19 protein-coding genes are annotated in these 23,602 nt (G+C 26.9%); 17 read left to right on the top strand and 2 right to left on the bottom strand.

The annotated features are described in order from the left end of the window. Positions 1-95: 95 nt before the first annotated feature. The 14 genes from TVTCOM_RS10820 (at position 96) to nrdF (ending at position 16,841) form a co-directional block, all read left to right on the top strand. Entirely contained in the window at positions 96-3,233 is a 3,138-nt protein-coding gene (locus TVTCOM_RS10820; RefSeq protein ID WP_434796288.1) for a hypothetical protein, read from the top strand. An 11-nt stretch (positions 3,234-3,244) separates the two neighbouring features. Beyond that, positions 3,245-4,942, top strand: coding sequence for an Hsp70 family protein (locus TVTCOM_RS10815; protein WP_434796287.1), 1,698 nt, complete (start codon positions 3,245-3,247; stop codon positions 4,940-4,942). 66 nt (positions 4,943-5,008) lie between these two features. Further along, on the top strand, positions 5,009-5,605 hold the full coding sequence (locus tag TVTCOM_RS10810; RefSeq protein WP_434796286.1) for a HutD family protein: 597 nt from the start codon (positions 5,009-5,011) through the stop codon (positions 5,603-5,605). A gap of 57 nt (positions 5,606-5,662) precedes the next feature. Further along, positions 5,663-6,178, top strand: coding sequence for a nitroreductase family protein (locus tag TVTCOM_RS10805; protein ID WP_434796285.1), 516 nt, complete (start codon positions 5,663-5,665; stop codon positions 6,176-6,178). Positions 6,179-6,216: 38 nt separating this feature from the next. Further along, on the top strand, positions 6,217-7,194 hold the full coding sequence (locus TVTCOM_RS10800) for a GIY-YIG nuclease family protein (protein ID WP_434796284.1): 978 nt from the start codon (positions 6,217-6,219) through the stop codon (positions 7,192-7,194). Between the two features lie 179 nt (positions 7,195-7,373). After that, complete coding sequence (locus TVTCOM_RS10795; RefSeq protein WP_434796283.1) at positions 7,374-7,712, top strand: cupin domain-containing protein; 339 nt, start codon at positions 7,374-7,376, stop codon at positions 7,710-7,712. Positions 7,713-7,715: 3 nt separating this feature from the next. After that, positions 7,716-8,051 carry a hypothetical protein gene (locus TVTCOM_RS10790; protein ID WP_434796282.1) on the top strand — a complete coding sequence of 112 codons (336 nt, stop codon included), beginning with the start codon at positions 7,716-7,718 and terminating at the stop codon, positions 8,049-8,051. Positions 8,052-8,147: 96 nt separating this feature from the next. Then, on the top strand, positions 8,148-8,957 hold the full coding sequence (locus TVTCOM_RS10785; RefSeq protein WP_434796281.1) for a nitroreductase family protein: 810 nt from the start codon (positions 8,148-8,150) through the stop codon (positions 8,955-8,957). 336 nt (positions 8,958-9,293) lie between these two features. Beyond that, a complete protein-coding gene (gene dltD / locus TVTCOM_RS10780) occupies positions 9,294-10,490 on the top strand; it encodes a D-alanyl-lipoteichoic acid biosynthesis protein DltD (RefSeq protein ID WP_434796280.1) in 1,197 nt (398 codons plus the stop codon). A gap of 124 nt (positions 10,491-10,614) precedes the next feature. Continuing rightward, positions 10,615-12,129: a D-alanine--poly(phosphoribitol) ligase subunit DltA gene (dltA, locus tag TVTCOM_RS10775; protein WP_434796279.1), complete on the top strand. Its 1,515-nt coding sequence runs from the start codon at positions 10,615-10,617 to the stop codon at positions 12,127-12,129. After that, complete coding sequence (dltB, locus tag TVTCOM_RS10770) at positions 12,129-13,277, top strand: D-alanyl-lipoteichoic acid biosynthesis protein DltB (protein WP_434796278.1); 1,149 nt, start codon at positions 12,129-12,131, stop codon at positions 13,275-13,277. Before dltA ends, dltB begins: the two co-directional genes overlap by 1 nt. Positions 13,278-13,295: 18 nt before the next feature. Further along, positions 13,296-13,526, top strand: coding sequence for a D-alanine--poly(phosphoribitol) ligase subunit DltC (dltC, locus tag TVTCOM_RS10765; protein ID WP_434796277.1), 231 nt, complete (start codon positions 13,296-13,298; stop codon positions 13,524-13,526). 231 nt (positions 13,527-13,757) lie between these two features. After that, positions 13,758-15,857 (top strand): class 1b ribonucleoside-diphosphate reductase subunit alpha, encoded by a 2,100-nt coding sequence (gene nrdE / locus TVTCOM_RS10760; protein WP_434796276.1) that lies wholly within the window; start codon positions 13,758-13,760, stop codon positions 15,855-15,857. 12 nt (positions 15,858-15,869) lie between these two features. Next, positions 15,870-16,841, top strand: a complete 972-nt coding sequence (gene nrdF, locus TVTCOM_RS10755; protein WP_434796275.1) for a class 1b ribonucleoside-diphosphate reductase subunit beta — start codon at positions 15,870-15,872, stop codon at positions 16,839-16,841. Positions 16,842-16,885: 44 nt separating this feature from the next. Here nrdF and TVTCOM_RS10750 read toward each other — a convergent pair whose 3' ends face one another. Both TVTCOM_RS10750 and TVTCOM_RS10745 read right to left on the bottom strand, forming a co-directional pair. Then, the gene (locus TVTCOM_RS10750; protein WP_434796274.1) at positions 16,886-18,430 is read right to left on the bottom strand and encodes a PucR family transcriptional regulator; all 1,545 of its coding nucleotides are present in this window, start codon (positions 18,428-18,430) and stop codon (positions 16,886-16,888) included. Further along, entirely contained in the window at positions 18,411-20,000 is a 1,590-nt protein-coding gene (locus tag TVTCOM_RS10745) for a PucR family transcriptional regulator (protein ID WP_434796273.1), read from the bottom strand. The genes TVTCOM_RS10750 and TVTCOM_RS10745 overlap by 20 nt, the downstream gene beginning before the upstream one ends. 304 nt (positions 20,001-20,304) lie before the next feature. Here TVTCOM_RS10745 and TVTCOM_RS10740 point away from each other — a divergent pair, with 304 nt between their 5' ends. From TVTCOM_RS10740 to TVTCOM_RS10730, 3 genes are read left to right on the top strand one after another with little or no spacing between them, the layout of a single operon-like run. Then, on the top strand, positions 20,305-21,672 hold the full coding sequence (locus tag TVTCOM_RS10740; RefSeq protein ID WP_434796272.1) for an MFS transporter: 1,368 nt from the start codon (positions 20,305-20,307) through the stop codon (positions 21,670-21,672). Positions 21,673-21,697: 25 nt separating this feature from the next. Beyond that, complete coding sequence (locus tag TVTCOM_RS10735; RefSeq protein WP_434796271.1) at positions 21,698-22,777, top strand: uroporphyrinogen decarboxylase family protein; 1,080 nt, start codon at positions 21,698-21,700, stop codon at positions 22,775-22,777. A 21-nt stretch (positions 22,778-22,798) separates the two neighbouring features. After that, positions 22,799-23,602 carry a methyltetrahydrofolate cobalamin methyltransferase gene (locus tag TVTCOM_RS10730; protein WP_434796270.1) on the top strand — a complete coding sequence of 268 codons (804 nt, stop codon included), beginning with the start codon at positions 22,799-22,801 and terminating at the stop codon, positions 23,600-23,602.

The raw sequence follows: 23,602 nt of genomic DNA, 5'->3' as shown, positions 1-23,602 counted from the left end.
TATTTTACAATAATTGTAATTAACAGTAAAAAAATGTTTTATATGCTATAATATTTTTCAAAAGGTAATGTAGAATAAGATGTTAGGAGAAAATTATGGAGATATTCAAGATATTAAATGTAAACATAACAAGAGACAAAGATATCATTAAAAAAGCTTATCTATCAAAATTACAAAATACAAATCCAGAGGACAAACAAGAAGAATTTATGCAGTTAAGACAAGCTTATGATAAAGCTTTAGAATATGCAGATTTACAATATGAAACTAACAATTCAAATATAGACAAAAATGAAATAGATTTATGGATAGAAAAGGTACAATCAGTGTACAGCAATTTTAAAACAAGAAATGATTTAAATAAATGGGCTCAATTTTTAAATGATGATGTATGCCAGAGATTAGATACTAAAATAGAATCTAGAGACGCTATTTTAGAATTTTTTATGGATAACTATTATGTATCAGGCGAACTTATAAGGTTTTTAAATGAAGAGTTTGATTTTATGGGAAATTTACATGAATTATATGAAAAGTACCCAAGATATTTTATAGATAATTTAATTGTATATAGAATAATTGATGAAGAATACCCTTTATATTCTTTATTTGATATAAATGAAGAATTAAATTATGATGAATTTTTAAATATGTTTTATGAATTGAATGATTTTTATAAGGAGAATGAATATGACAAAGCCATACAATTAGTTAAAAAAATAGATGAACTAGGCATTTATCATCCTGAACTTGATAAGAAAAAAGCTCAAATTTACTATTCTATAAAAAAATATGACAAGGCCTTGGAATTTATTGAAAATATAGATCCAAAATACGAGGAAGTAGTAGAAACAAAGCTAATTAAAGCAATGATTCTTACAAAACAAGAAAAGTTTGATGAAGCAAAAGAATATTATTATGAAGTCTTAAACAAAGATCATAGAAATTCTATAGCCATAGAAGGATTAACTTATATTTGTCAAAGTGAAGATAGACTATTAGATGCAAAAGCCTTAATATATAGCTTATCCTATAAAGGATATTCAGATTATTATATAAAAGATATTTTAGACAGTATAAACGAGAAAATAATAAGTACATATGAAGAAAATCCAAATAAAAATGAAATAATTGAAATAGCATGGGCTTATAATGAAAATCATGATTATAATAATGCATTAAAATTATTAAATTCCATAGAAATAGATAAATCCATAGAATGTATGTATTATGCATTGATGACAAAAGTCCACAGTAATTTAGAAAAAAATCTTAAAAGTTTTAATTACTTAGAAAAATGGGAGAAATCCATAGAAAATAATAAAGAAATAGAAATCACAGACTTAAATAGAAGATATAGATGCTTAAGTCAAGTTTATAAATCAAAGTCACTTATTTATATAAATCAAAAAGAAATGGATAAAGCATTGAAATATATCAATAAATCTTTAGAAATTCTTCCTACCGATATAAATACTTTAGAGTGGAAAGCAAGAATACTTTATAAGCAAAGAAAACTTAAAGAAGTTATAGATTTAAGTGATAAAATAATAAGATTTAATCCTGAAAATCAAGTAATACAAAGAATAAAAGCAAAAGCATTATATGATATGGGTGATTTTACTAGCTCTTTTGAAGTATGTGAAGAAATGCTAGAGATATATAAATACCAAACTTTCCCTTATGTGCAGAAAGCGAGAATATTAATTGAAGTGGAACAAATGGATGATGCCATAGAAATATTAAACTTTCTAGAAATGCAAAAAGTAGAATGTGAAAGTATTAATTTTATAAAAGGATTTATAGCATATAGTAAAAATGACATAGAAAAAGCTAAAGAAATTTTTGAAGATATAGTAGAAAAAATTGAGTCAGACAAAGATATATTTGTAGAGTTTAAAGAAGAGGTTTATTTATATTATATAAAATGTACTTATAAAGAAAAAACACCAGAAGACATAATAAGGTTGGCAAATAAGGGATTGGAATGTGACAGTAAAAATATAGAACTTATGCATTACAAAGGCTGGTGTTTATTTGAACTAGAAAAATTAGATGAAGCACAACAAATATATGAAGCATTAGATATTATGGACAAAGGAAATGCATACTCAAAGACTAAATTAGGCCATATTCAAAGACTAAAAGGTAATTTTGACAAGGCTTTAGAGTACTATACTAAACAAATAGAATTGGAATATGATTATGAAGACTATTTTGATAGAATAACTTTAAATATGGACTTATATAATTTTGACAGTGCGTATAAAGACATAACTTATTTGGAAAGAGTCATGCCAGAAAATCCAAGAGTCTATGATGAATTAGGAATATACTATAATATGATAGACAAGTCTGAAGAAGCTTTAAAATACTACTTAAAATCAAGGTCAATAGAAGATGAAGATAATATAGAGGCGCTTAAATATCTAAATTACAAAATAGCAACAGTATATAGAAGGCTTGGAATGTACCAAGAAGCTATTAAATGTTATAAAGAAAATTATAAGCAAAGTAAAGAAGAATATAATTTATTAGAGATTTACAATGTGTATATGCAAATTGGAGATTTTAAAAAAGGTGAAGAATATTTAAAAAAATATTTAAAAACACTAAATTTATCTAAGTTTAGTGTGGAGTATAGATATAAAATTGCCATGATGTTTTGGGAAAGCAATAGACTATCAGAGGCAAAAAAACACTTTTCACTAATACTCTCTGATGATAGCGAAATAAATATGGATAAAGGTAGATTTTACTATTATACTAATAATTTAAAAAAGGCATTATCTTGTATTGAAAAATCTATAGAAATTGATAATAGTTTAGGGGAAGAACCTAACAAAAATAATTTTATAATTGCAGGTAGAATATGTTTAAAATTAGGATATGAATATAAAGCAATTAATTACGCCAAAAGGGTACTAAGATTACTACAAAAGGATTTGGAAAGTAAAAAAGACTTAATTCCTCTTATGTATAAGTACGCAGGAGGTGCTTATGCAATTTGTAGAGAATATGAAAAAGCTGAAGAATACTTAAAAAGAGCATTGGAAGCACCTAAATGTATGCACTGCGAAAGATATAAATGTATAGATGCAATAGTAGAGCTTATTCACTTGGAGATTTTAAAAGAAAATATGGATAAAGCTAGAGAGTATCTTGAAGAAGGAAGAAAAATAGATCCATCAGATATTGATATAATTGGTTTCGAAAAAATGCTAGGATGTTAAGAGGTGAAAAAATGATAATAGGAATAGATTTGGGAACAACAAATAGTTTAGCTTGTTATTTCAATGAAGGAGAAACAAAAATAATACCAAATAGACTTGGAGACAATCTAACGCCTTCTGTAGTAAGTTTAGACGAATATAATAATATATATGTAGGTAAGATAGCAAAAGAAAGAAAAATACTATATCCTGATTTAAGTGTAGATGTGTTTAAAAGAAGTATGGGTACAAATAAGGAATTTATACTAGGAGATAAGAAATTTAAAGCAGAAGAATTATCTTCATTTATACTAAAATATATAAAAGAAGATGCAGAATTCTACTTAGGAAGAAGCGTAGAAGAAGCAATAATAAGTGTTCCAGCTTATTTTAACGATGAACAAAGAAAAGCAACTAAAAAAGCAGGAGAACTAGCAGGTTTAAAGGTTGAGCGAATAATAAGTGAGCCCACAGCAGCGGCAATTGCCTATGGTATAGATAAAAGACAAAATAATACTAAATTTTTAGTATTTGATTTAGGTGGAGGAACATTTGATATATCCATCATTGAGATGTATGGTAGCATAATGGAAGTAAGAGCAGTAGCCGGAGATAATTTCATAGGCGGAGAAGATTTTACAGATATACTTTATAGAATGTTTTTAGACCAAGTTAAATTAAAAGAAGAAGATTTAAGTAAAAAAATTATATCTCATATAAAAAAGCAATGTGAAAAGTGTAAGATGGAATTTAGCTCAAGTAAAGTCGTTGAAATAAAATGCAACATAGAAGGGAAAATTTATGAAACAAGTATAAATATAGATGACTATGAAAAATCTTGCGAACTTATTTTATCCAAGCTAAAAAAGCCTATAGAAAAAAGTTTAAAGGATGCAAAAATAAAATTAAATAACATAGATGAAATTATATTAATAGGAGGTGCAACAAAACTTCCTATTATAAGGAAATTTGTAGGTAAAATATTCTCTAGACTACCACATACAAGTATAAATCCAGATGAAGCTGTAGCTATGGGGGCGGCCTTGCAAGGAGCAATGAAAGAAAGAAATAAATTCATAAAAGAAGTGATACTTACAGATGTATGTCCTTTTTCACTTGGAACAGAAGTTGTGATGAATTCATCAAATAGTAGATACAATGAAACATATTTCTGTCCAATAATTGAAAGAAACACAACTATTCCTGTAAGTAGAACACAAACTTTTTATACTGCCCACGACAACCAAAGTAAAGTTGTAGTTGAAATAATTCAAGGAGAAAGTAGATTAGTAAAAAATAATCTAAAACTGGGACAAATAGCTATAAATGTACCTAGAAGAAAAGCTGGTGAAGAATCTATAGATATAACATATACTTATGATATAAACTCTCTTCTAGAAGTAACGGTAAAAGTAAACTCTAGTGGAGAAAAGAAAAGAGTTATAATTCAAAAACAAGAGGAAAAAATCAGCGAGGAAGAAGCTAATGCAAGATTTGAAGAATTAAGCTATTTAAAAATTCATCCTAGGGAGAACGAAAAAAATCAAGAAGTACTTTCTAGAGGAGAAAGAATGTACGAAGAAAGTACAGGTGAATATAGGCAAATAATTAACTCAGCATTAATAGAATTTGGAAATATTCTTGATAGACAAGACAAAATTGATATTGAAAATGAAAGAGAAAAATTAAATGATTTACTAAATACTATAGAATTTGAACAACTATATTAAGGGTAATTGAAGATATAATTTATTTTATATAAATTATATCATTTAATAGATAAAAGGGAGAATATTGTGAGTTATATTAAAGTTATAAAAAAAGAAGAACTTTTAACTAGTAAGTGGTCAGGGGGAACGACTACACAACTTTATATCTATCCAGAAAATGAACTTTATGAAAATAGAAATTTTAAATTTAGAATCAGTTCAGCAAAAGTTGATTTAGAAGAGTCTACTTTTACTAAACTACCAAATATAAAAAGAAAAATTATGATATTAGATGGAAAACTTAAATTAGTACATGAAAATCATCATGAGATTACTCTTGAAAAGTTTGACCAAGACAGTTTTTATGGACATTGGAACACTAAAAGCTATGGAAAAGTAACTGATTTCAATTTAATGTTAAATGAAAATACTGAAGGTATAATAGAACATATAAATTTGGAAAACGAAAGAACTATTGATTATGATAATAATGATAAATACGAAAATTTAACAGAAGTTTTTTATATTGTAGAAGGAAAAATAAATATAAGTATAGATGATAAATGTGAATTATTGGAAGCTTCTGATGTAGCTATAATAGAAAATAGTGACAAATTAAATATTAAGCTTAAAAACAGTAACATATTTAATTCACATATAATAAGAACAAAAGTAAATTATTAAAATTTACTACATGTTACATAAAAAATAAAAAAATTATTAAGTTATGGAGGCAAATTTATGTTGGAAATATTAAAAAATAGAAGAAGTATAAGAAAGTTTACAGAAGAAAAAGTATCAAAAGAAGATTTAAATAAAATACTAAAGGCTGGCTTATTTGCACCTTCGTCTATGGGGAAAAATCCAGTGGAGATGATAGTTGTTGAAGATAAGAAAACAATTTCACAATTAGAAACTTGCAAAAAACATGGTACTTCACCGCTAAAAACTGCACCTCTTGTTATTGCTATTATAGCTGATAGTGATTTAAGTGATGTTTGGGTGGAAGATGCTTCTATAGTTTCTATTGTAATCCAATTAGAAGTGGAAAAATTAGGACTAGGATCTACTTGGATTCAAATGAGAAAAAGAGAATCTCTAGAAAAAGATTCTGAAGAAGCTGTTAGAGAGGTTCTTCAAATTCCAGAGAAATACGGAGTTTTATCCCTTGTAGCTATTGGGCATAAGGACGAAGAAAAGAAACCTTATGATGATAGTCATTTGAATTTTGATAAAGTTCATTATGAAAAATTTTAATTTGAAAATATGAACTAAATATCAAGAGGAAAAGACTAATGAATTTAAAAGACAAAATAGATAAAATGCCTGAATGCCCTGGTATTTATGTAATGAAAGATGCTTATGACAATATAATTTATGTAGGAAAATCCATAAATTTAAAAAGTCGTGTAAAAAGTTATTTTAGAGAAAATCTGAACAGATCTAGAAAAATCGAGAGAATGGTAAAATCCATAAATGATATAGACTATATTACTACAGATACAGAGTTGGATGCTCTTTTGTTGGAATGTGACTATATCCATAATATAAGGCCCATGTACAACACTTTAATGAACAACTATGAAAAATATAAATACATAAAGCTAAATACTAATAATCTAAATTTAATTGATATTGTGGATGAGAAAGATGAAGATAGTACTTACTTTGGACCATTTTCCATAAATAAAAGACTATTTACTTTAAGAGATTTTTTATTAGATTATTTTAAATTGCCAACTTGCAACACAAAAACAAAGTGCATTAGATATAATATTGAAAAATGTATAGGGCCTTGTAGAGTAAATACTAAGGAAAAATATGAAGAGATTTACAAAATTTTAGTGAATACTTTTGATGGCAAAGATGATTTTATAAAAGAGTTGGAAAATGAAATGATAACTCAATCATCTTTACTAAATTTTGAAAAAGCCATGGAAATAAAAAGCAATATGGAATTACTTAAAAGTATAATTGAAAGACAAAATACCTTTAATTTGTTGAGAAATCACTGTAAATTGGTACTTTGGATGAAAATGAATGAAAATAATTACAAACTGTATTTTATTAATAATGTAAAAGTAGAGTATTCACAGATTATTAATATAAATGAGTTTGACGAAGAAAAGAAAGATGAAATAATTAATAAAATTGAAAAGTTTAAATTAAATAAAAATAATAATGTATTATACGATAAATCTTATATTGATTATATTAATATTATTTATTCTTATATTCATAATAATGAAAAAGTTAATTACATACAGATATGAATAAATGCATAATGTAAAAAGAAAGTATTGGCAGTATAAATATAAATTCCAACGAATTTATATAGTAAACAAAAGAAATAATAAGTATGTTGAGTTAAAGATAATTATTATAAAAATTATGTTTTAATTCAAACCTAGTTATTATATAAAATTATATTTAATTTAAAGGAGAAAGAATGATGGAAGAATTAATAAAAAATATAGAAAGAGGAAAATCAATAGACTTCGATAGTCTAGTAAGTTGTAAAGAAGGACAAATAGAAACTGTAACTTTAGCTCAGAAAAAGGGTGTTGGAGTGACTTTATTGGCCTTTGGCAAAGGAGAAGGTGTAGGTCCTCATGCTGCGAAAGGAGATGCATTAATATATATACATCAAGGTGTGGCAAGGGTGAAAATAGGTGATGAAACTATGGAAGCTACAAAAGGTCAATTCGTTTTAATGCCTGCCAATATACAACACCAAGTAACTGCAATAGAAGATATGAAAATGCTTTTAATACTTGTTAAAGAGGCCTAAATTATGAGATATCTAAGAAATATAAAACCTTTTGAGGCCATTGCCATGACAAATATGATAAGCCATACAGGAAATACCATAGCAAGCAAGGCATTAATAGATAATGATAATTGTGAGATAAGATTTTTCTCTTTTGCCAGTGGAGAAAACATAGACAAAGAGTATTATGAAATGGAAACACTCTTTGTAATGATAGAAGGAAGTGCTAAAGTTTTATATAATGAAAATGATGAAACCATAATAAACCAAGGTGATATAATTGCCTTGGAAGCTGACATAGAATATGGTATAGAGGCTTTAACGGATGTTAAATTATTTAATATATTAGTAAAAGCATAAATTATGATAAATAAAATATAAAAAATAATTAAAAAACCATAATATGGGTATATATGTAATACAGTATAAATGATAATTTAAGAGGGGGAATATATTATGGATTACAAAAAGCTTATATTAAATAGAAAATCAGTACGAGACTTTAAGGATACAAGTATAGATACAAAATATTTCAAGGAAATAGAAAATTATATAGAAAACTCTAAAAAATTACTTCCTGAAATTAAAGTTGAAATAAAAATGTATGACTTTAAAGATTTTTATGAAAACATAAACGAAATAGCAGGATACAACGGATATTTAATCCAAGCACCAAACTACATTATAATACTTTCAGATGTGAAAGAAGGTTATATAGAAAATAGTGGATATATTGGAGAAAGACTAATATTAAAAGCCAGTGCTATGGGAATAGATTCTTGTTGGATAACTTTTAAAGATAACAAATCAATAAAAGAAAAACTAAATATTTCAAGTGATAAAGAAGTTACAGCTATAATTGCTTTAGGATACGAAGATGATAGAAATAGTAAAAAGAAAAGTACGTCAGACAGATTAGGTGTGGAAGAAATCGTATTCATGGATGAGTGGGGAAATAATGCAAGTGTTACTGAATTAGAAGAAAGATCTCTTCTTGATGCATTTTCTTATGCTAGAATGGCACCATCAAGTCTTAATAGACAACCATGGAGATTTATTATCCACGGTGGAAAAGTTATATTAGCAGTTAAAACAGGTGATTTTAGCAGTGATTATGAAGGTAGTATAGATACAGGAATAGCAATGCTTTATTTCAGCTTAATAATAGATACAACAATGTTTGACTCTAAATGGTATGTGGGAAGTTTAAATAAGGATTACAAAATCCCAGACGACTATAAAATAGTAGGATATTGTTCTATATAGTTTATAAAATATATTAAATAAAATAATGAAAAAATGAGTGAATATATATGAATATATTCGCTCTTTTTTATAAGCAAATTATGTTACAAAAGTAAATAATTCGAGTTTTTTATAAGAAACTTTGACACCTGTGAAAAATATGATAAAACCTAGTAATTACAATGGTTACAAAAAGTTTTGTTAATAATATTACGAAAATGTAATATGACAATACCACCCATTTTGTTGACAACATATTTACACTTAGTTATATTAAAACTTGAAATAAGGAAAAAAATGGTGGATGAAATACAGATATTTTTTAGCAATTTTTTAGAGGAGATTAAAGATTAAATTATGAAGAAATTAGGTTATTTTATTATACCATTAGTGATTGGTGGTATATTTTTATGTGGATTAAATAAATTCCTTGATAAGGAAATAGATTATATGCTTAAAGAAAAAGATTTAATGCCAATAATGAATGATGCATTAAGTGATGTAAAAGATAAAGGAACAATTGCTAATAATCATTTTATAGAAAAAGATAATATTATGATGTTAGGTTCGTCAGAATTAAGCCATTCAACAAAGCAACACCCAACTTACTATTTTAATACTAACAGAAAGAAAAATGGTGTAGTTACAATAGGAAGAGCATATACTCAAAGTTTACAGGATGCTGCATCATTAGGAAGTTTTAACCCCGACGTAAAAGATAAGAAAGTTGTTTTATTAATTTCTATGCAGTGGTTTATGGATAAAAGCGGAGTTACACCTCACCATTATCAAACTAGATTTTCACCTACTCAATTTTATGAGTTTTTAACTAATCCAGAAATTTCACAGGAAAATAAAAACAAATTTGCTAATAGATCGAGTAAATTACTAGCAGATTCAGATGAATACAAATCAGAAGCTGTATATGCTAGCTTATATACTTCTGATTCATTACTATCAAATATAGAAAAAGTACTTTTAAAACCTTATTTTGAAACTAGAAAATACGCAGTGAAGCTTAAAGAAAAAGGTACTTTATATAAACACTTAGTAGTTTTATCATCACAAAAAGATAAAAAGCTAGAACCTAAGAAACCTATAAATTGGAAGATGGAAAAAGAAAAAGCCATTAAAGATGCAAAAAAAAGAGTTGGAGATAACGATTTATGTATAGATAAAATCTACTATAAAAAGAATTTTGGTAAAAATTTAAATAAAGTAAAAAACAAATATAAAGATGTAAATCTTCTTGAATCAAAAGAGTTTGATGATTATCAACTTACTCTAGATGTTTGCAGAGATTTAGGAATAAAACCTGTGATTATAATGCTACCAGCTATGGATAAGTTTTATAATGTTACTGGTATTTCACAAATTGAAAGACATGAGTTTTATGATAAAGCACAAAGTATTGCAAAATCAAAAGGCTTTAAAGTTATGGACCTTAGAGATAAAGAAAAGGAAAAGTACTATTTACGAGATGTAATGCATCTTGGAACGAAAGGTTGGGTGGATGTTTGTGAGAAGTTATATAAAGAATTTGACCAAAAATAAGTACTTAATGATGAGCGCTACATTTACAGTAATAATAGTTGCAGCCATATTAGTATTCACATTTACTTCATTTAAAGACTTACCATTTATATACAATGAGTTCTAAATAAAAGGGAGATTTCACATGAAAATTATTGAAGGAATAAAAAAATATTCTACTACAGATAGAGTTGCATTAATATGCAATGATGAAAAACTTACATACGATGATTTAGAAAAGTATTCAGAAGCTATTGCGCTATACTTAAAAGATATATATAAAGATGAAGATACACCCATAGTTATTTATGGAAACAAAGAAAATATGATAATGCCATGTATGATAGGAGCTTTAAAATCTGGGAGAGCTTACATTCCACTAGATATAAGCTTACCAATGGAAAGAGTATTTGATATTACAAAAGAAGTTTCACCTAAGGTATTATTTAACTTTAGTGAAGAAACAGATTTTGGTCATTTAAATGTAATAAACGAAGATAAACTAAAAGAAATAATAAAAAAATATGAAAACAAAACAATAGCAAAAGAAAACTGGGTAAAAGATGATGAAAATGCCTATATTTTATTTACTTCAGGAAGTACAGGAAAACCAAAAGGTGTACAAATAAGTTCAAACAACTTAGATAGTTTTGTAAATTGGATAAGCCCATATTTAAAAATTGATGGAAGTGAAAAAGTAATAATGAATCAAGCAGCATATTCTTTTGATTTATCAGTAACTTCCATATATCCAGCTTTAGTACACGGAGCAACTTTATTCTCCTTATCAAAGAAAGTACTAGCTGATTACAAAGAATTGTTTAGTCAATTAAAAAAATCAAATATATCTGTATGGGTTTCTACACCATCCTTTGCGGGCGTTTGTGCAACAGAAAAAGATTTTGATAGTAACATGTTAGGCAATCTTGAATCAATGATATTTATAGGAGAGACTCTTCCTAAAAGCTTAGCTAAGGAATTACTAGATAGATTCCCAAATACAAGAGTGATAAATGGATATGGACCAACAGAAGCTACAGTTGGTGTTAGTGTAAATGATATGTCTTATGAATTAATAAATGATGAGAAAAGTCTTCCTGTTGGATATCCTATGTCAAACTGTAAAATAAAAATAGTAGACGATAATGGAAATGAAGTTAAAGAAGGAGAAAAAGGTGAAATTATCATAATAGGACCTTCTGTTTCAAAAGGATATTTTAACAATGCAGAAAAGACAAATGAATCATTTTTCTATGATGAAATAGATAATGCTAAGCATAGAGCCTATAAAACAGGTGACAAAGGATACATGTTAAATGGAAATATATATTACTGTGGTAGAGTAGATTTTCAAATAAAATTAAATGGTTTTAGAATAGAAATTGAAGATATTGAAAGTAATTTAAGAAAAGTTGAGAATGTAAACAATGCAATAGTTATCCCTATTTACAAAGATGAAAAAATTGCTTATTTAAAAGGAATAGTTCAGCTAAAAGAAGATAATGAACTAAGCAATATGAAAAAGGGTATAGCAATAAAAAAAGAATTAAATAAATATATTCCTTCATATATGGTACCAAGAACTATAAAAATTATAGAAGACTTTCCAACAAATACAAATGGAAAAATAGATAGAAAGAAACTAATGGAGGATAATTAATGACATTTTCACAATATGGAGATTATTTTTATCTTTATATATTACTATTAACTGCAATACCTGCAATAGTTTTAGGACTCAAAGAAAAAAATATAAAATATTATGGAATGATAGCAACAGTTTTCATGATAATTTTAATTGTAGGTGTAAACGTTAGACTTTCATATTTAATAGGATTTATAATATGGGAAGTTATAGTAGTTAAAGGATATGAATATGTAAGAAAGAAAACAGATAGCAAACTTATATATAGATTATTTTTATTTTCTTCCATGCTTCCAATAATAATCAATAAAATTTCACCATTTACATCTTTAGGTCTTATAGGATTTATAGGAATATCTTATTTAAACTTTAGAACTATACAAATGGTAATTGAAATTTATGATGGAGCAATAAAGGAAGTTAATATTTGGACCATGCTATATTTTGTATTATTTTTCCCAACACTAAGTTCTGGTCCTATAGACAGATCTAGAAGATTTGAACAAGAGTTGGAGAAAAAAATACCACGAGAAGAATATATAAATGATTATTTAATCCCAGGAATTAAAAAAATATTTATGGGAATTGGATATAAATTTGTAATAGCATTTTTAATAAACATACTTTGGATGAGCCATATACCGCCAAAATTAAGTTTTGTAAATGCTATAAACTACATGTATGCATATAGCTTATACTTATTCTTTGACTTTGGAGGATATAGTTTATTTGCAGTAGGTACTAGTTATATTTTTGGAATACATGCACCAGACAACTTTAATAAACCATTTATAAGTAAGGACATGAAAGAGTTTTGGACAAGATGGCATATAAGTTTATCAAGATGGTTTGGTGATTATATTTTTTCTAGATTCACTATTGGGTTTATTAGAAATAAAAGATTCAAAAAGAGAGCTACAGCATCTCATGTATCTCAGATGATTACAATGGGTGTTATGGGAGTTTGGCATGGACTTACATGGTATTACATCCTATACGGACTATACCAAGGTCTAGTGCTTGTAGGAACTGATATATATCAGAAAAAATCAAAGTTTTACAAAAAACACAAGAAAGAAAAATGGTTTGAGATTGTACAAATAGTTATAACATTCCATATAGCATGTTTTGGTTTGTTAATTTTCTCGGGACATTTCGCTTAAATATTAGGAGGATGTATTATGCAAGAAACAGTTATAAGTATATTTGAGGACGTATTAGAATGTGATGAAATAAAAGATGATTTAGATATGAATTTATTTGAAGCAGAACTTTTAGATTCATTAGCTATAATAGAAGTTTTAGTTGAGATAGAAGATAGACTTAAAATAGCGCTTCAGCCAACAGACTTAGAAAGAAATGACATGGCAACAGTAAACAATTTAGTTAAATTCTTAGAAACCAGGAAATAATATTATTTTAAGGTGTATCAATAAACTTGATACACCATTTTTATTTTAAGAAGAAGGTTCTATTTACTTTTACTATATTAAATCTCTATCATATATTTTTAATAAAAAAGTTTAAAGTAATAATAAATCGTGTATATACTATATGTGGTATCGAAAATGATATTAACAACTATATATAGTGTGTTTTCTTTGAAAAATACATATAATTAAGCTTATAAAAGGAAGGTAAAGATGAACTGGATAGAACTTAACAACAAAGTCATAATAAAAGACAATGAAGGAAAATACCAATTAGACAAAGATAAAGAAGCTTTAGAAAGTTATTTAAATGAATATGTGAACCCAAGATTAAAAAAATTTAACAGCATAGAAGAAAGATTAAAATATTTAATAGAAAATGATTATTATAGCGAAGAAGTAATAAATAAATACAGTATGAACTTTATAAAAAAGATTTATACTCATATAAAAAATTGTAATTTCAAATTTCAATCTTATATGAGCTCTAATAAATTTTATCAAAACTATGCTCTAAAAAGTGACAATAACAAAATTATATTAGAAACATACAATGACAAGGTTTTAATAGTATCACTAGCCCTAGGTGATGGAGACGAAGATTTAACTTTAAACTTAGCAGATAAATTAATAAAACAAGAGTTTCAACCAGCTACTCCAACATTTTTAAATGCAGGAAGAGCAAGAGCAGGAGAGATGGTATCTTGTTTTTTACTTTCAGTGGAAGATAGCACAGAGGGAATTTCTTATGCCATATCTTCTGCCAACCATTTATCTAAAATAGGTGGAGGAGTAGCTTTAAACTTAAGTAGACTAAGAGCAGCTGGAGATCCTATAAAAGGAATTGAGGGAGCAGCTGGAGGCCCTGTTGGTGTAGCAAAAATGCTTGAACAATCATTTAGTTATTTTAATCAAATGGGAGCTAGACAAGGAGCAGGAGCAGTTTATTTAAGTGTATTCCATCCTGATTTTGAATTATTAATGGACACAAAGAAAATCAATGCAGATGAAAAAATAAGATTAACTACTTTATCATTAGGTGCCATAATTCACAACAAATTTATGGAATTAGCAGAGAAAAATGAGAAAGCTTACGCCTTTTATCCATACAGTGTATACAAAAAGTATAAAATTCACTTAGATGAGATGAAAATGGATAAATGGTATGACAAGCTTGTAGAAGATAAGGATATAAGAAAAAAGGAAATCAACCCTAGACAGATGCTTACTAAAATAGCACATATGCAACAAGAAAGTGGATACCCTTATGTTATTTTTATAGACACAGCAAACAAAGAACATACTTTAAAAGATCTAGGACTGATAAAAATGTCAAACTTATGTTGTGAGATCTTCCAATATCAAACACCTTCACACATAAAAGGTTACACAGAAAACAACATATGGGGACAAGATATAAGTTGTAACTTAGGATCATTAAATATAGCAAATGTTATGGATAATAAGGACGTGAAAAAAACAGTAGAAACAGCCATAAGAGCCTTAACTTTCGTTTCAGACAAAACTAATATAAAACAAGTTCCAACGGTGAAAAATGGTAATGATAAATCACATTCCATAGGACTTGGAGCAATGAATTTACATGGATATTTAGTTAGAGAAAATATACTTTATACCTCTGAAGAAGCTGTGGACTTTTGTAATGTATTCTTTGCTATGATTAGATTTTATGCCATAAAAGCATCTATGAAAATAGGAATAAAAAGAAAAGAAACTTTTGTTGGATTTGAAAAATCAGAATATGCAAAAGGTAAAAATAGTGAAGTTTTATCAAAATACTATAGTGAAAGTTATTTGCCAAAGACTGACAAAATAAAAGAATTATTTGAAGGTATTTATATTCCAACTATAAAAGATTGGTCAAAACTATTAGATGAAGTAAAGGAAAATGGTATATACAATGCTTATTTAACAGCCATAGCACCAACACAAAGTATTAGCTACGTGCAAAATGCCACAAGTAGCATAATGCCCATAACAGAACCAGTGGAAGTAAGAACTTATGGAGATTCAACAACAATTTATCCTATGCCATTTTTAACTAATGAAAATATGCTTTACTATCAATCAGCTTATAGAATGGACATGAGAAAAATTATAGACATAGTAGCAGCAGCTCAAAGTCATGTGGACCAAGGAATATCTACCACACTATTTGTAACAGATGAAAAAACAACTAGAGATATAGCAAGATATTATATTTATGCTTATAAAAAAGGTTTAAAAAGTTTATATTACACAAGAACAAAAATGACAAGAGACGATAATGAATGTCTAATGTGTTCTGTATAGGGAGAGGAAATTATGACATTTACTTTAAATAAAATACACAAAGCAATTAATTGGAACAAAGAAGATGACAACTTTACCCAAGTATTTTGGGAACAAAATGTAAAGCAGTTTTGGCTTCCAGAAGAAATTCCTGTATCAAAGGATTTAAAGGTTTGGAATGAACTAAGTGAAAGAGAAAGAGATTTATATAAAAAAGTTCTAGCAGGTTTAACACTACTTGATACTAAACAAGGAAACAACGGAATACCTTCCATGATGAGTTTGACAGATAATTTTCAAAGAAAGGCTGTACTTTCATTTATGGGAACTATGGAAGAAATCCATGCAAAAAGTTATTCATCAATATTTACAACACTACTATCAAATAGAGAAATAGATGAGTTATTTGAGTGGATAGAAGAAGAAAGAACTCTACAAAGAAAAGCGCAGTTAATTTTGCAACAATATGAAAATACAACTGATGAAAAAAGTTTATATTTATCCATGGTAACAAGTGTGTTTTTAGAAAGTTTTCTATTTTATTCAGGATTTTTCTATCCACTATTTTTAGCAGGACAAGGAAAAATGGTATCAAGTGGAGAGATAATATCACTTATTTTAAGAGATGAATCACTACATGGAAAGTATATAGGTCTCCTTGCAAAAGAAAAATTTGAAAGTTTTAACGAAGAAGAAAAAATAGAATTAAAAAATAAGATGTATAGAATTTTCAACGACCTTATGGAAAATGAAATAGAATATACGAAGCTTATTTACAAAGATAGCAACTTGGAAGAAGAGGTTATAAACTTCTTACAATATAATGCCAATAGAGCACTTGAAAATTTAGGATTTGAAGATTATTATGAAGTAAAATCTGTAAATCCAATAGTTTTAAATGGTCTAAGTACAGAAACTAAAACACATGATTTCTTCTCTACAAAAGGCAATGGATACCAAAAAGGCATATATGAAGAATTAAAAGACGAAGACTTTATAATATAAGCAAAGTACCCTATAAAATTAATTTTACTTTATAGGGTACTTTGCTACATTTTGCTTTGAAGAAAATCTAAAGCTAAAAAAGATAACTTTAGTTTTAGAGTATAATCGCTATCAAAAATATCCATACAGTATAAATCTTTAATCTTTTGAAGTCTGTATTTTAAAGTATTGTAATGAATATGTAGCTTGGCAGAAGTTTTTTGCATATCACCATTATTTTCACAATAAATTTTTAATGTTTCAACATACTCTTCATTATTTTCACTAATAAAATCCATTAAAGCAATGTCAATTAAATCATTCATATTGTTATTTCTAATAAAAGTAAATACTAAATTATTTATTATAAAATCATTGTAATAAGAAATGTATTCATCTCTATTCATTTTTTTTGATATGTAAATAGCATTAATTCCTTGATAATTTGCATTCTTGAAATCTTTTAAATTTGAAAAAGGCTGACTAATACCAGCTTTTAAATTATTTTCTTTTAAAAATTGAGTAAATAATCTATTTTCATCTTCTTTTAGTTCTTTACTTCCTTTGTAAAGAATGAATATTTTATTATCATAAAAATAAATATAGTTATTATAAAATATGTGACTTAACACATCATATAAGTACTTTAATTTCTGAAATGAATCTATATGACTTAAATTTTCTATATAAACTAAAAGTAAATCATTTTTGAAATCTAAGTCGAAAATCTTAGAGTAGTTGTTAATATAGTTTTCGTCATACTCTTTACAATTTACTAAATAGTAAAAAAGATAATCAAAGGGACTTTGCTTTGAAAGAACAATTCTACTATTATTTACAATTAATGGTAGAAGCATTTTACTTAACATATCTAGAATTTTCATATCAATTTTTGAAAAAGGTTTATTTACTTCTAATACATGGATATAGGCTACGTTAAAATTTTCCTTTTTTAATGTGGATATTAGCATTCTATGGTTCATCATATCTGTATAATTTACCATTATAGGTTGATTAAAAAAAGAAATAGATTGTCTAAAATTTAAATCATAATATATATTTTTTAAATAACTAACATTTGCATAGCCAGTACTTATTTGTTCTTCCCAAATAGGCTCGTCAATATGATCATCTCCAACATAAGAAGATAATACATAGCCACAAGTATTGGTAAGTATAATTGGATTTTTTAAATAATTATAAACGATGGCTATTAATTCGTTAATAGATAAATGTTTAGAAATACCATCAATCAGTTTTGTTGTAAGGTGATTTAAAATACTATCCATATTTATTAAATCTTGAAGTTTCTCCAAAAGTACATATATATTACAACTATTTTCTTCCAATAAAATTAAATTATATTTATCCCACCACTGTAAATAGGAGGGCAAAGGAGCATCTAAAATTATTAGTAAATTTATTATGTCATTATTATTAATATGATTGGGCAACTGGGAAGATTTACAAACATATAAGCAGTTAGAATTAAATTCATTAAGTTCATTATGTAAATAATAATAATTAGAAATAGTTATGTTTTCTTGAATTAAAACTTTAGGCTTATATTTTAATAAAGATTTACTTATTTCATTCATAGTGTTGGACATTTATATTACCCCCAAGTTTTTTCATATCTAAAGCAGCAAATGAAAGTTTTAGTTTAACCAAATAATCTTCATCATTTAAATTCATATTAAATAAGTTTTCTATTTTATTAAGTCTATATTTAAGAGTATTATAGTGAATATTTAATTTTTCAGAAGTTAGCTTTGTATCACCTCTACATTGAATAAAAGTGTATAAAGTATAATATAAATCATTGCTATTACATAAGATTAAATCTTTTAACTTTGAATCTAAAAGATTATTCAAATCACCTTTTTCTAAAAATGATGAAATTATATTAAAAATAACATAATCATCAAAGTAATATGGAGAATCTTCTTTTTTATGAATTAATTCACCAAAATATATAGCTTTTTTACATTGATTGTAGGCAACCTTAAAATTTTCAAAGTTATTAAATAATTTGCTAACACCAACCTTTAAAGTATAATCTTTTATTGATTTTATGAAATCTTCATATTCATTGGATTCACAGAAATTTTCATAAGAATTTCTATTATTATAAATTACGATTATGCTATTTTTATAAACAAAAACAATATGTTTTGAAAATAAGGAAGAGATATACTGTTTTACATAATTTATTTTTGTTTTTGAATTTACATTGTCATTATCTCTTAAAAGAAGTAAATATTTATTATTTGAATTATCAATGTTAAGAGATAATAATGCGTTTTTAATAAACACTTTATTTGGATTTGTTGCTTTAAGTAAATAATTCATTATGTTATCAAATTCAGAATTATTTTCCACTAAAAATCGTTTATCCAACAAAAGTAAGGGATAAATTAACTTACCAAGAGTTTTAAGTATTTCTAAATCACAATCACTTAGAGGATTATTACACTCCAATACACTTATTCTAGCAATAGTGAAATTATCATGAACAATAGGGATTGTCCTTTCTTTATACTTCATTACCTCAGGAAAAAAGGTAGTTATAATTTCTTCTTTATTTTCTCCCATCTTACGATTTTTTGTATTTTGATTATAAAGTAACGAATATGTAGGATGGGGAATGCTCATTTTTAATTGGTAATTCCAAGAAGGATCATCTATAACTATTTCACCATAATAATAAGAGCAAGTATGATACATGGAATTTAAAAGTATTATGGGATTTTTTAAATAATTAAAACTTATTTTTATAATATCATCTATTGATTTTGAATCACCGATAGCATTTAAAACATCTTCTTGAAAAGAAATTAAAGAAGTATTTAGGTTAAAAATGTCTTGAATTATATAAATTAATTTGTAAATTGGCAATTCTTGATTGTTTAATATTATGTAATTGTATTTTCCTTTTGTAGTTTCTTCTAATAAAAAACTTGGAAGTGACTGATCTTTTATTATTAAAAAGTTTATTTTATCTTGGCATATTATTTCATTTGGTAAATTGCTAGCTTTAAAAATATAAAGGCTATAAGGATTAAAATTTGAAATTCTTTTTGATAAATATCTAAAATCAATTAATTCACAGTCTTCTATTATAGATGTGCTTATATTATAATCACATAACTTGTCTACAATCTTTCTTATAGTAATCAAACAAACATCCTCCTTTTATAAAAGTTACCCTCACTTAAATATTAACATAGTTTTAGAACTATTTCTTACTACAAAAAAACAAAGTTGAATTTTATTAAAAGTCAAAAATACTTTTGTGCGTATACAACAAAAATTATTAAGAATTTTCTAATAATTGAACAAAAAATTAATATATAAATCTGTAAAATTTATAAAAAATATTTGTAAGTGCTTACGTTGTGTATACAAATTATGGAAATTATACTTTAGTTAATAGAGATAAAAGTATCTATAAAATTAAAAATAATTGTTAAGGGGTGAGTATATGAAGAAGATTAACAAGCAGATAAGGAATTTTTGGGGGATAAGTGAAGTTGGATTTTCTTTTATGAGTACTGTTGAAACTACGTTCTTTGTAATATTTTTAACAGACGTGGCAAAACTTCCACTAGGACTTACAGCGGCTATAACATCTATAGCAGGAATTACAGATGCGGTTACTGCCATGCTTGCAGGAGTCATAATCGATAAAGTTAATTTCAAAAATGGTAAATATAGACCTTGGCTTATTTATTGTCCACCATTTATAGTAGCCTTATTTGTCCTTATGTTTACAAAATTAGGTAGTAATACTACAGCAGCACTTCTATGTGGAGCAGGATATATTTTAAGTCATGCCATATGGAATATATGTTGGACAGCGAATAGAACACTGGTTGGTATATTATCAGATGATGCAGATGAAAGAGCATTTTTATCAGGAAGAATTTCAGCTGGTTCTTCAGCAGGTAAAATTATTGCTTCTTACTTTGTACCAGTTCTAAATATTTTCTTCTTAGGTATATTTTCATCATCAACAGGAGTTATAGGATATACTTTAACAGCATTAGTAGCATCAATAGGTTTTACTATTTGTTACTTTATGCACTACGTAATTACGAAAGGCTATGACTTACAACTTGAAGAAGGCGAAGCTACTTCAAGTGCAAAAAGAGTCACATTTAAAGATATGGCTAAAGGAATAGCTACAAATCCTCAGTTATTATTTGTATTAATGTATGATTTCTTAAAGCTAATAGGTTACTACACTTTAATGGCATCAGTTGCTTATTATGCAAAATTAGTATTAAAAGATCCAGCATCCATATCTTTGATTTTAGTAGTATTTAATCTAGGAGCTTTAATAGGTTCTCTTTACTCTAAAAATGTTGTTTCTAAAATGGGAAGTAAATACACAAATTTAATAGGAGTTGCAGGATTTGCAGCAGCTTTAGTATTAATCTACTTCTTACCAACAAACAAATTTATGGTAACTATACTTCTTGGAATAGGTCAAATATTCTTTGGAATAGCTTATGGAAATACAACAAGTCTTTATTCAAACTGTGGTACTTATAGTGAATATAAAACAGGTAAAAACACAAAAGCAATAATAATGTCATTTAGTTCTTTAGCAATAAAAATATCCATAGCAGTAAGAGGTGCAGTAATACCTGCTGTGTTAGCAGCAATAGCATATAACCCAGACGGAGCAATTACAGCATCAGTAGAAAGTGGTATAAAAATGTTATTCTTACTTGTTCCTATAGTATTCCTAGTAGTATCTATATTACCATTGCTTGCTTATAAAATAAAAGACAGTGATGTAACGATGATGGAAAAAGCATTACAAGAAAGAGGAAAAAATGTTTAATTTATAAAAATAAGGGGGAAATAATATGAGCACAAAAGCAGTAAGTGAGTATGCATTTAATGAAAAGGAAGTTGAAAATAAAAAATTAAATAATATAGTACCACCACCTTATGGAGGTGTAGCAATACAAACTTATAAGTTTGATACTCCTATTAGTGAAAAGGAAAATCTTCTTAGAATAGCAAATAATGAAATGCCAATTTGGATGCCTATAATGGGTGGAGATATAAACTTTATTCAACCACTTGTTATGCCAGATGCTCTTGCAAGATGTAAAGGTGGTAAAGACTGGTTTGGAATAGAGTGGGAATATGAACCTAATATAAATGCAGCAATGGTTAAGCCAGGAACTAGAAGACTTAGTGATATAACTAAATGGGAAGAAGAACTAGAATTTCCTGATTTAAATGATATAGATTGGCAAAAAGATTATGATGAAAATTATAAAGGAAAACTAGATCCTACAAGAGCAACTATGTTTGCCATAGTTAATGGATTATTTGAAAGAACTGCAGATTTAACTAGTTTTGAAGATACATTTTGTTATTTATTAGAGGAAGAAGAAGTATTAGAAAAATTTTATGATAAACTAGCAAATTGGCATATAGAATTATTTAAAATTGCTAAAGAAGTTTATCATGCAGATGTAATTATATTCCATGATGATATGGGAACACAAAGAAGCTCATTCTTCTCACCTGCAACTTTTGAAGAAGTAATGTTACCTCATTATAAAAAAATTGTTGATGCAGCTCATGACATGGGGTTATTAGTAAGTTTCCACTCTTGTGGTTCTGTAGAAAATCAAATAGAAAACTTTATAAAAGTTGGATTTGATTTTTGGGAAGGTCAAGACTGTTGTAATGATAAAGCTGGTTTATTAGAAAAATACGGAGATAAATTACCTCAAGTTAGTGCATTTACACCAGATCCAGAAGGAAATCTATCAGATGAAGAATATGAAAAAGCTTTAGTAGACAGAATAAAAGAATTTGGAAAAGATGGAAGATATGTAATGTGGTATCGTGAAAAAAATCAAGAAAAATATTTAAAAGGTCAAGAAATCATATATAGAGAATCTCGTAAATTCTACTGTGGAGAATAATCTTAAATTGGGGGAATTAAAATGATTATAATAGGTGAAAAATTAAATGGATCAATTCCAGTAGTTGGAGAAGCAATTGCTAATAAAGATAGTGAATTTATAAAACATAGAGCAAAAATTCAAGCAGATGCCAATGCTACTTATATAGATGTATGTGCATCTGTGCCAGAAGATGTGGAAGTTGAAACTTTAAAATGGATGATAGAATTAGTTCAAGAAGTAACAGATGTACCTATTTGTATAGATTCTCCAAGTCCTCGTTCTTGTGTAGAAGCAATTCCATTTTGTAAAAGAGAAGGAATTATTAACTCTGTATCTTTAGAAGGAGATAAGATAGATGTAATCTTTCCTGTAATAGCTAATACTAAGTGGGAATGTGTAGCACTACTTTGTGATGACAAAGGAATACCAAATTCAGTGGAAAGAAGAATGGAAGTATTTGAAAATTTAATGGCTAAGGCTAAGGAATATAATATAGATCCATCTAGACTTCATATAGATCCTTTGGTAGTCACACTGGGCACAGATGAAACTGCTTTGACTACTTTTGCAGAGTGCTGTAGAAGAATTAAAAAGGAATATCCAACAATTCATATAACTAGTGGGTTAAGTAATATATCCTTTGGCTTACCTTCAAGAAAATTAATAAATCAAGCATTTATGGTTTTAGCAAGAAATGCAGGTATGGATTCAGCTATAGTTGATCCAACAAATAGAAATATGTTAGGACTTATATATGCAACAGAAGCCTTGTTAGAAGAAGATGAATTTTGTTTAGAATATATAGGAGCTTATAGAGAAGGGTTAATAGGTAATAAAAAATAA

Source organism: Terrisporobacter vanillatitrophus (genome assembly GCF_051148895.1).
GTDB classification, from domain to species: domain Bacteria; phylum Bacillota; class Clostridia; order Peptostreptococcales; family Peptostreptococcaceae; genus Terrisporobacter; species Terrisporobacter vanillatitrophus.
This window is presented reverse-complemented; position numbering and strand designations above follow the sequence as displayed.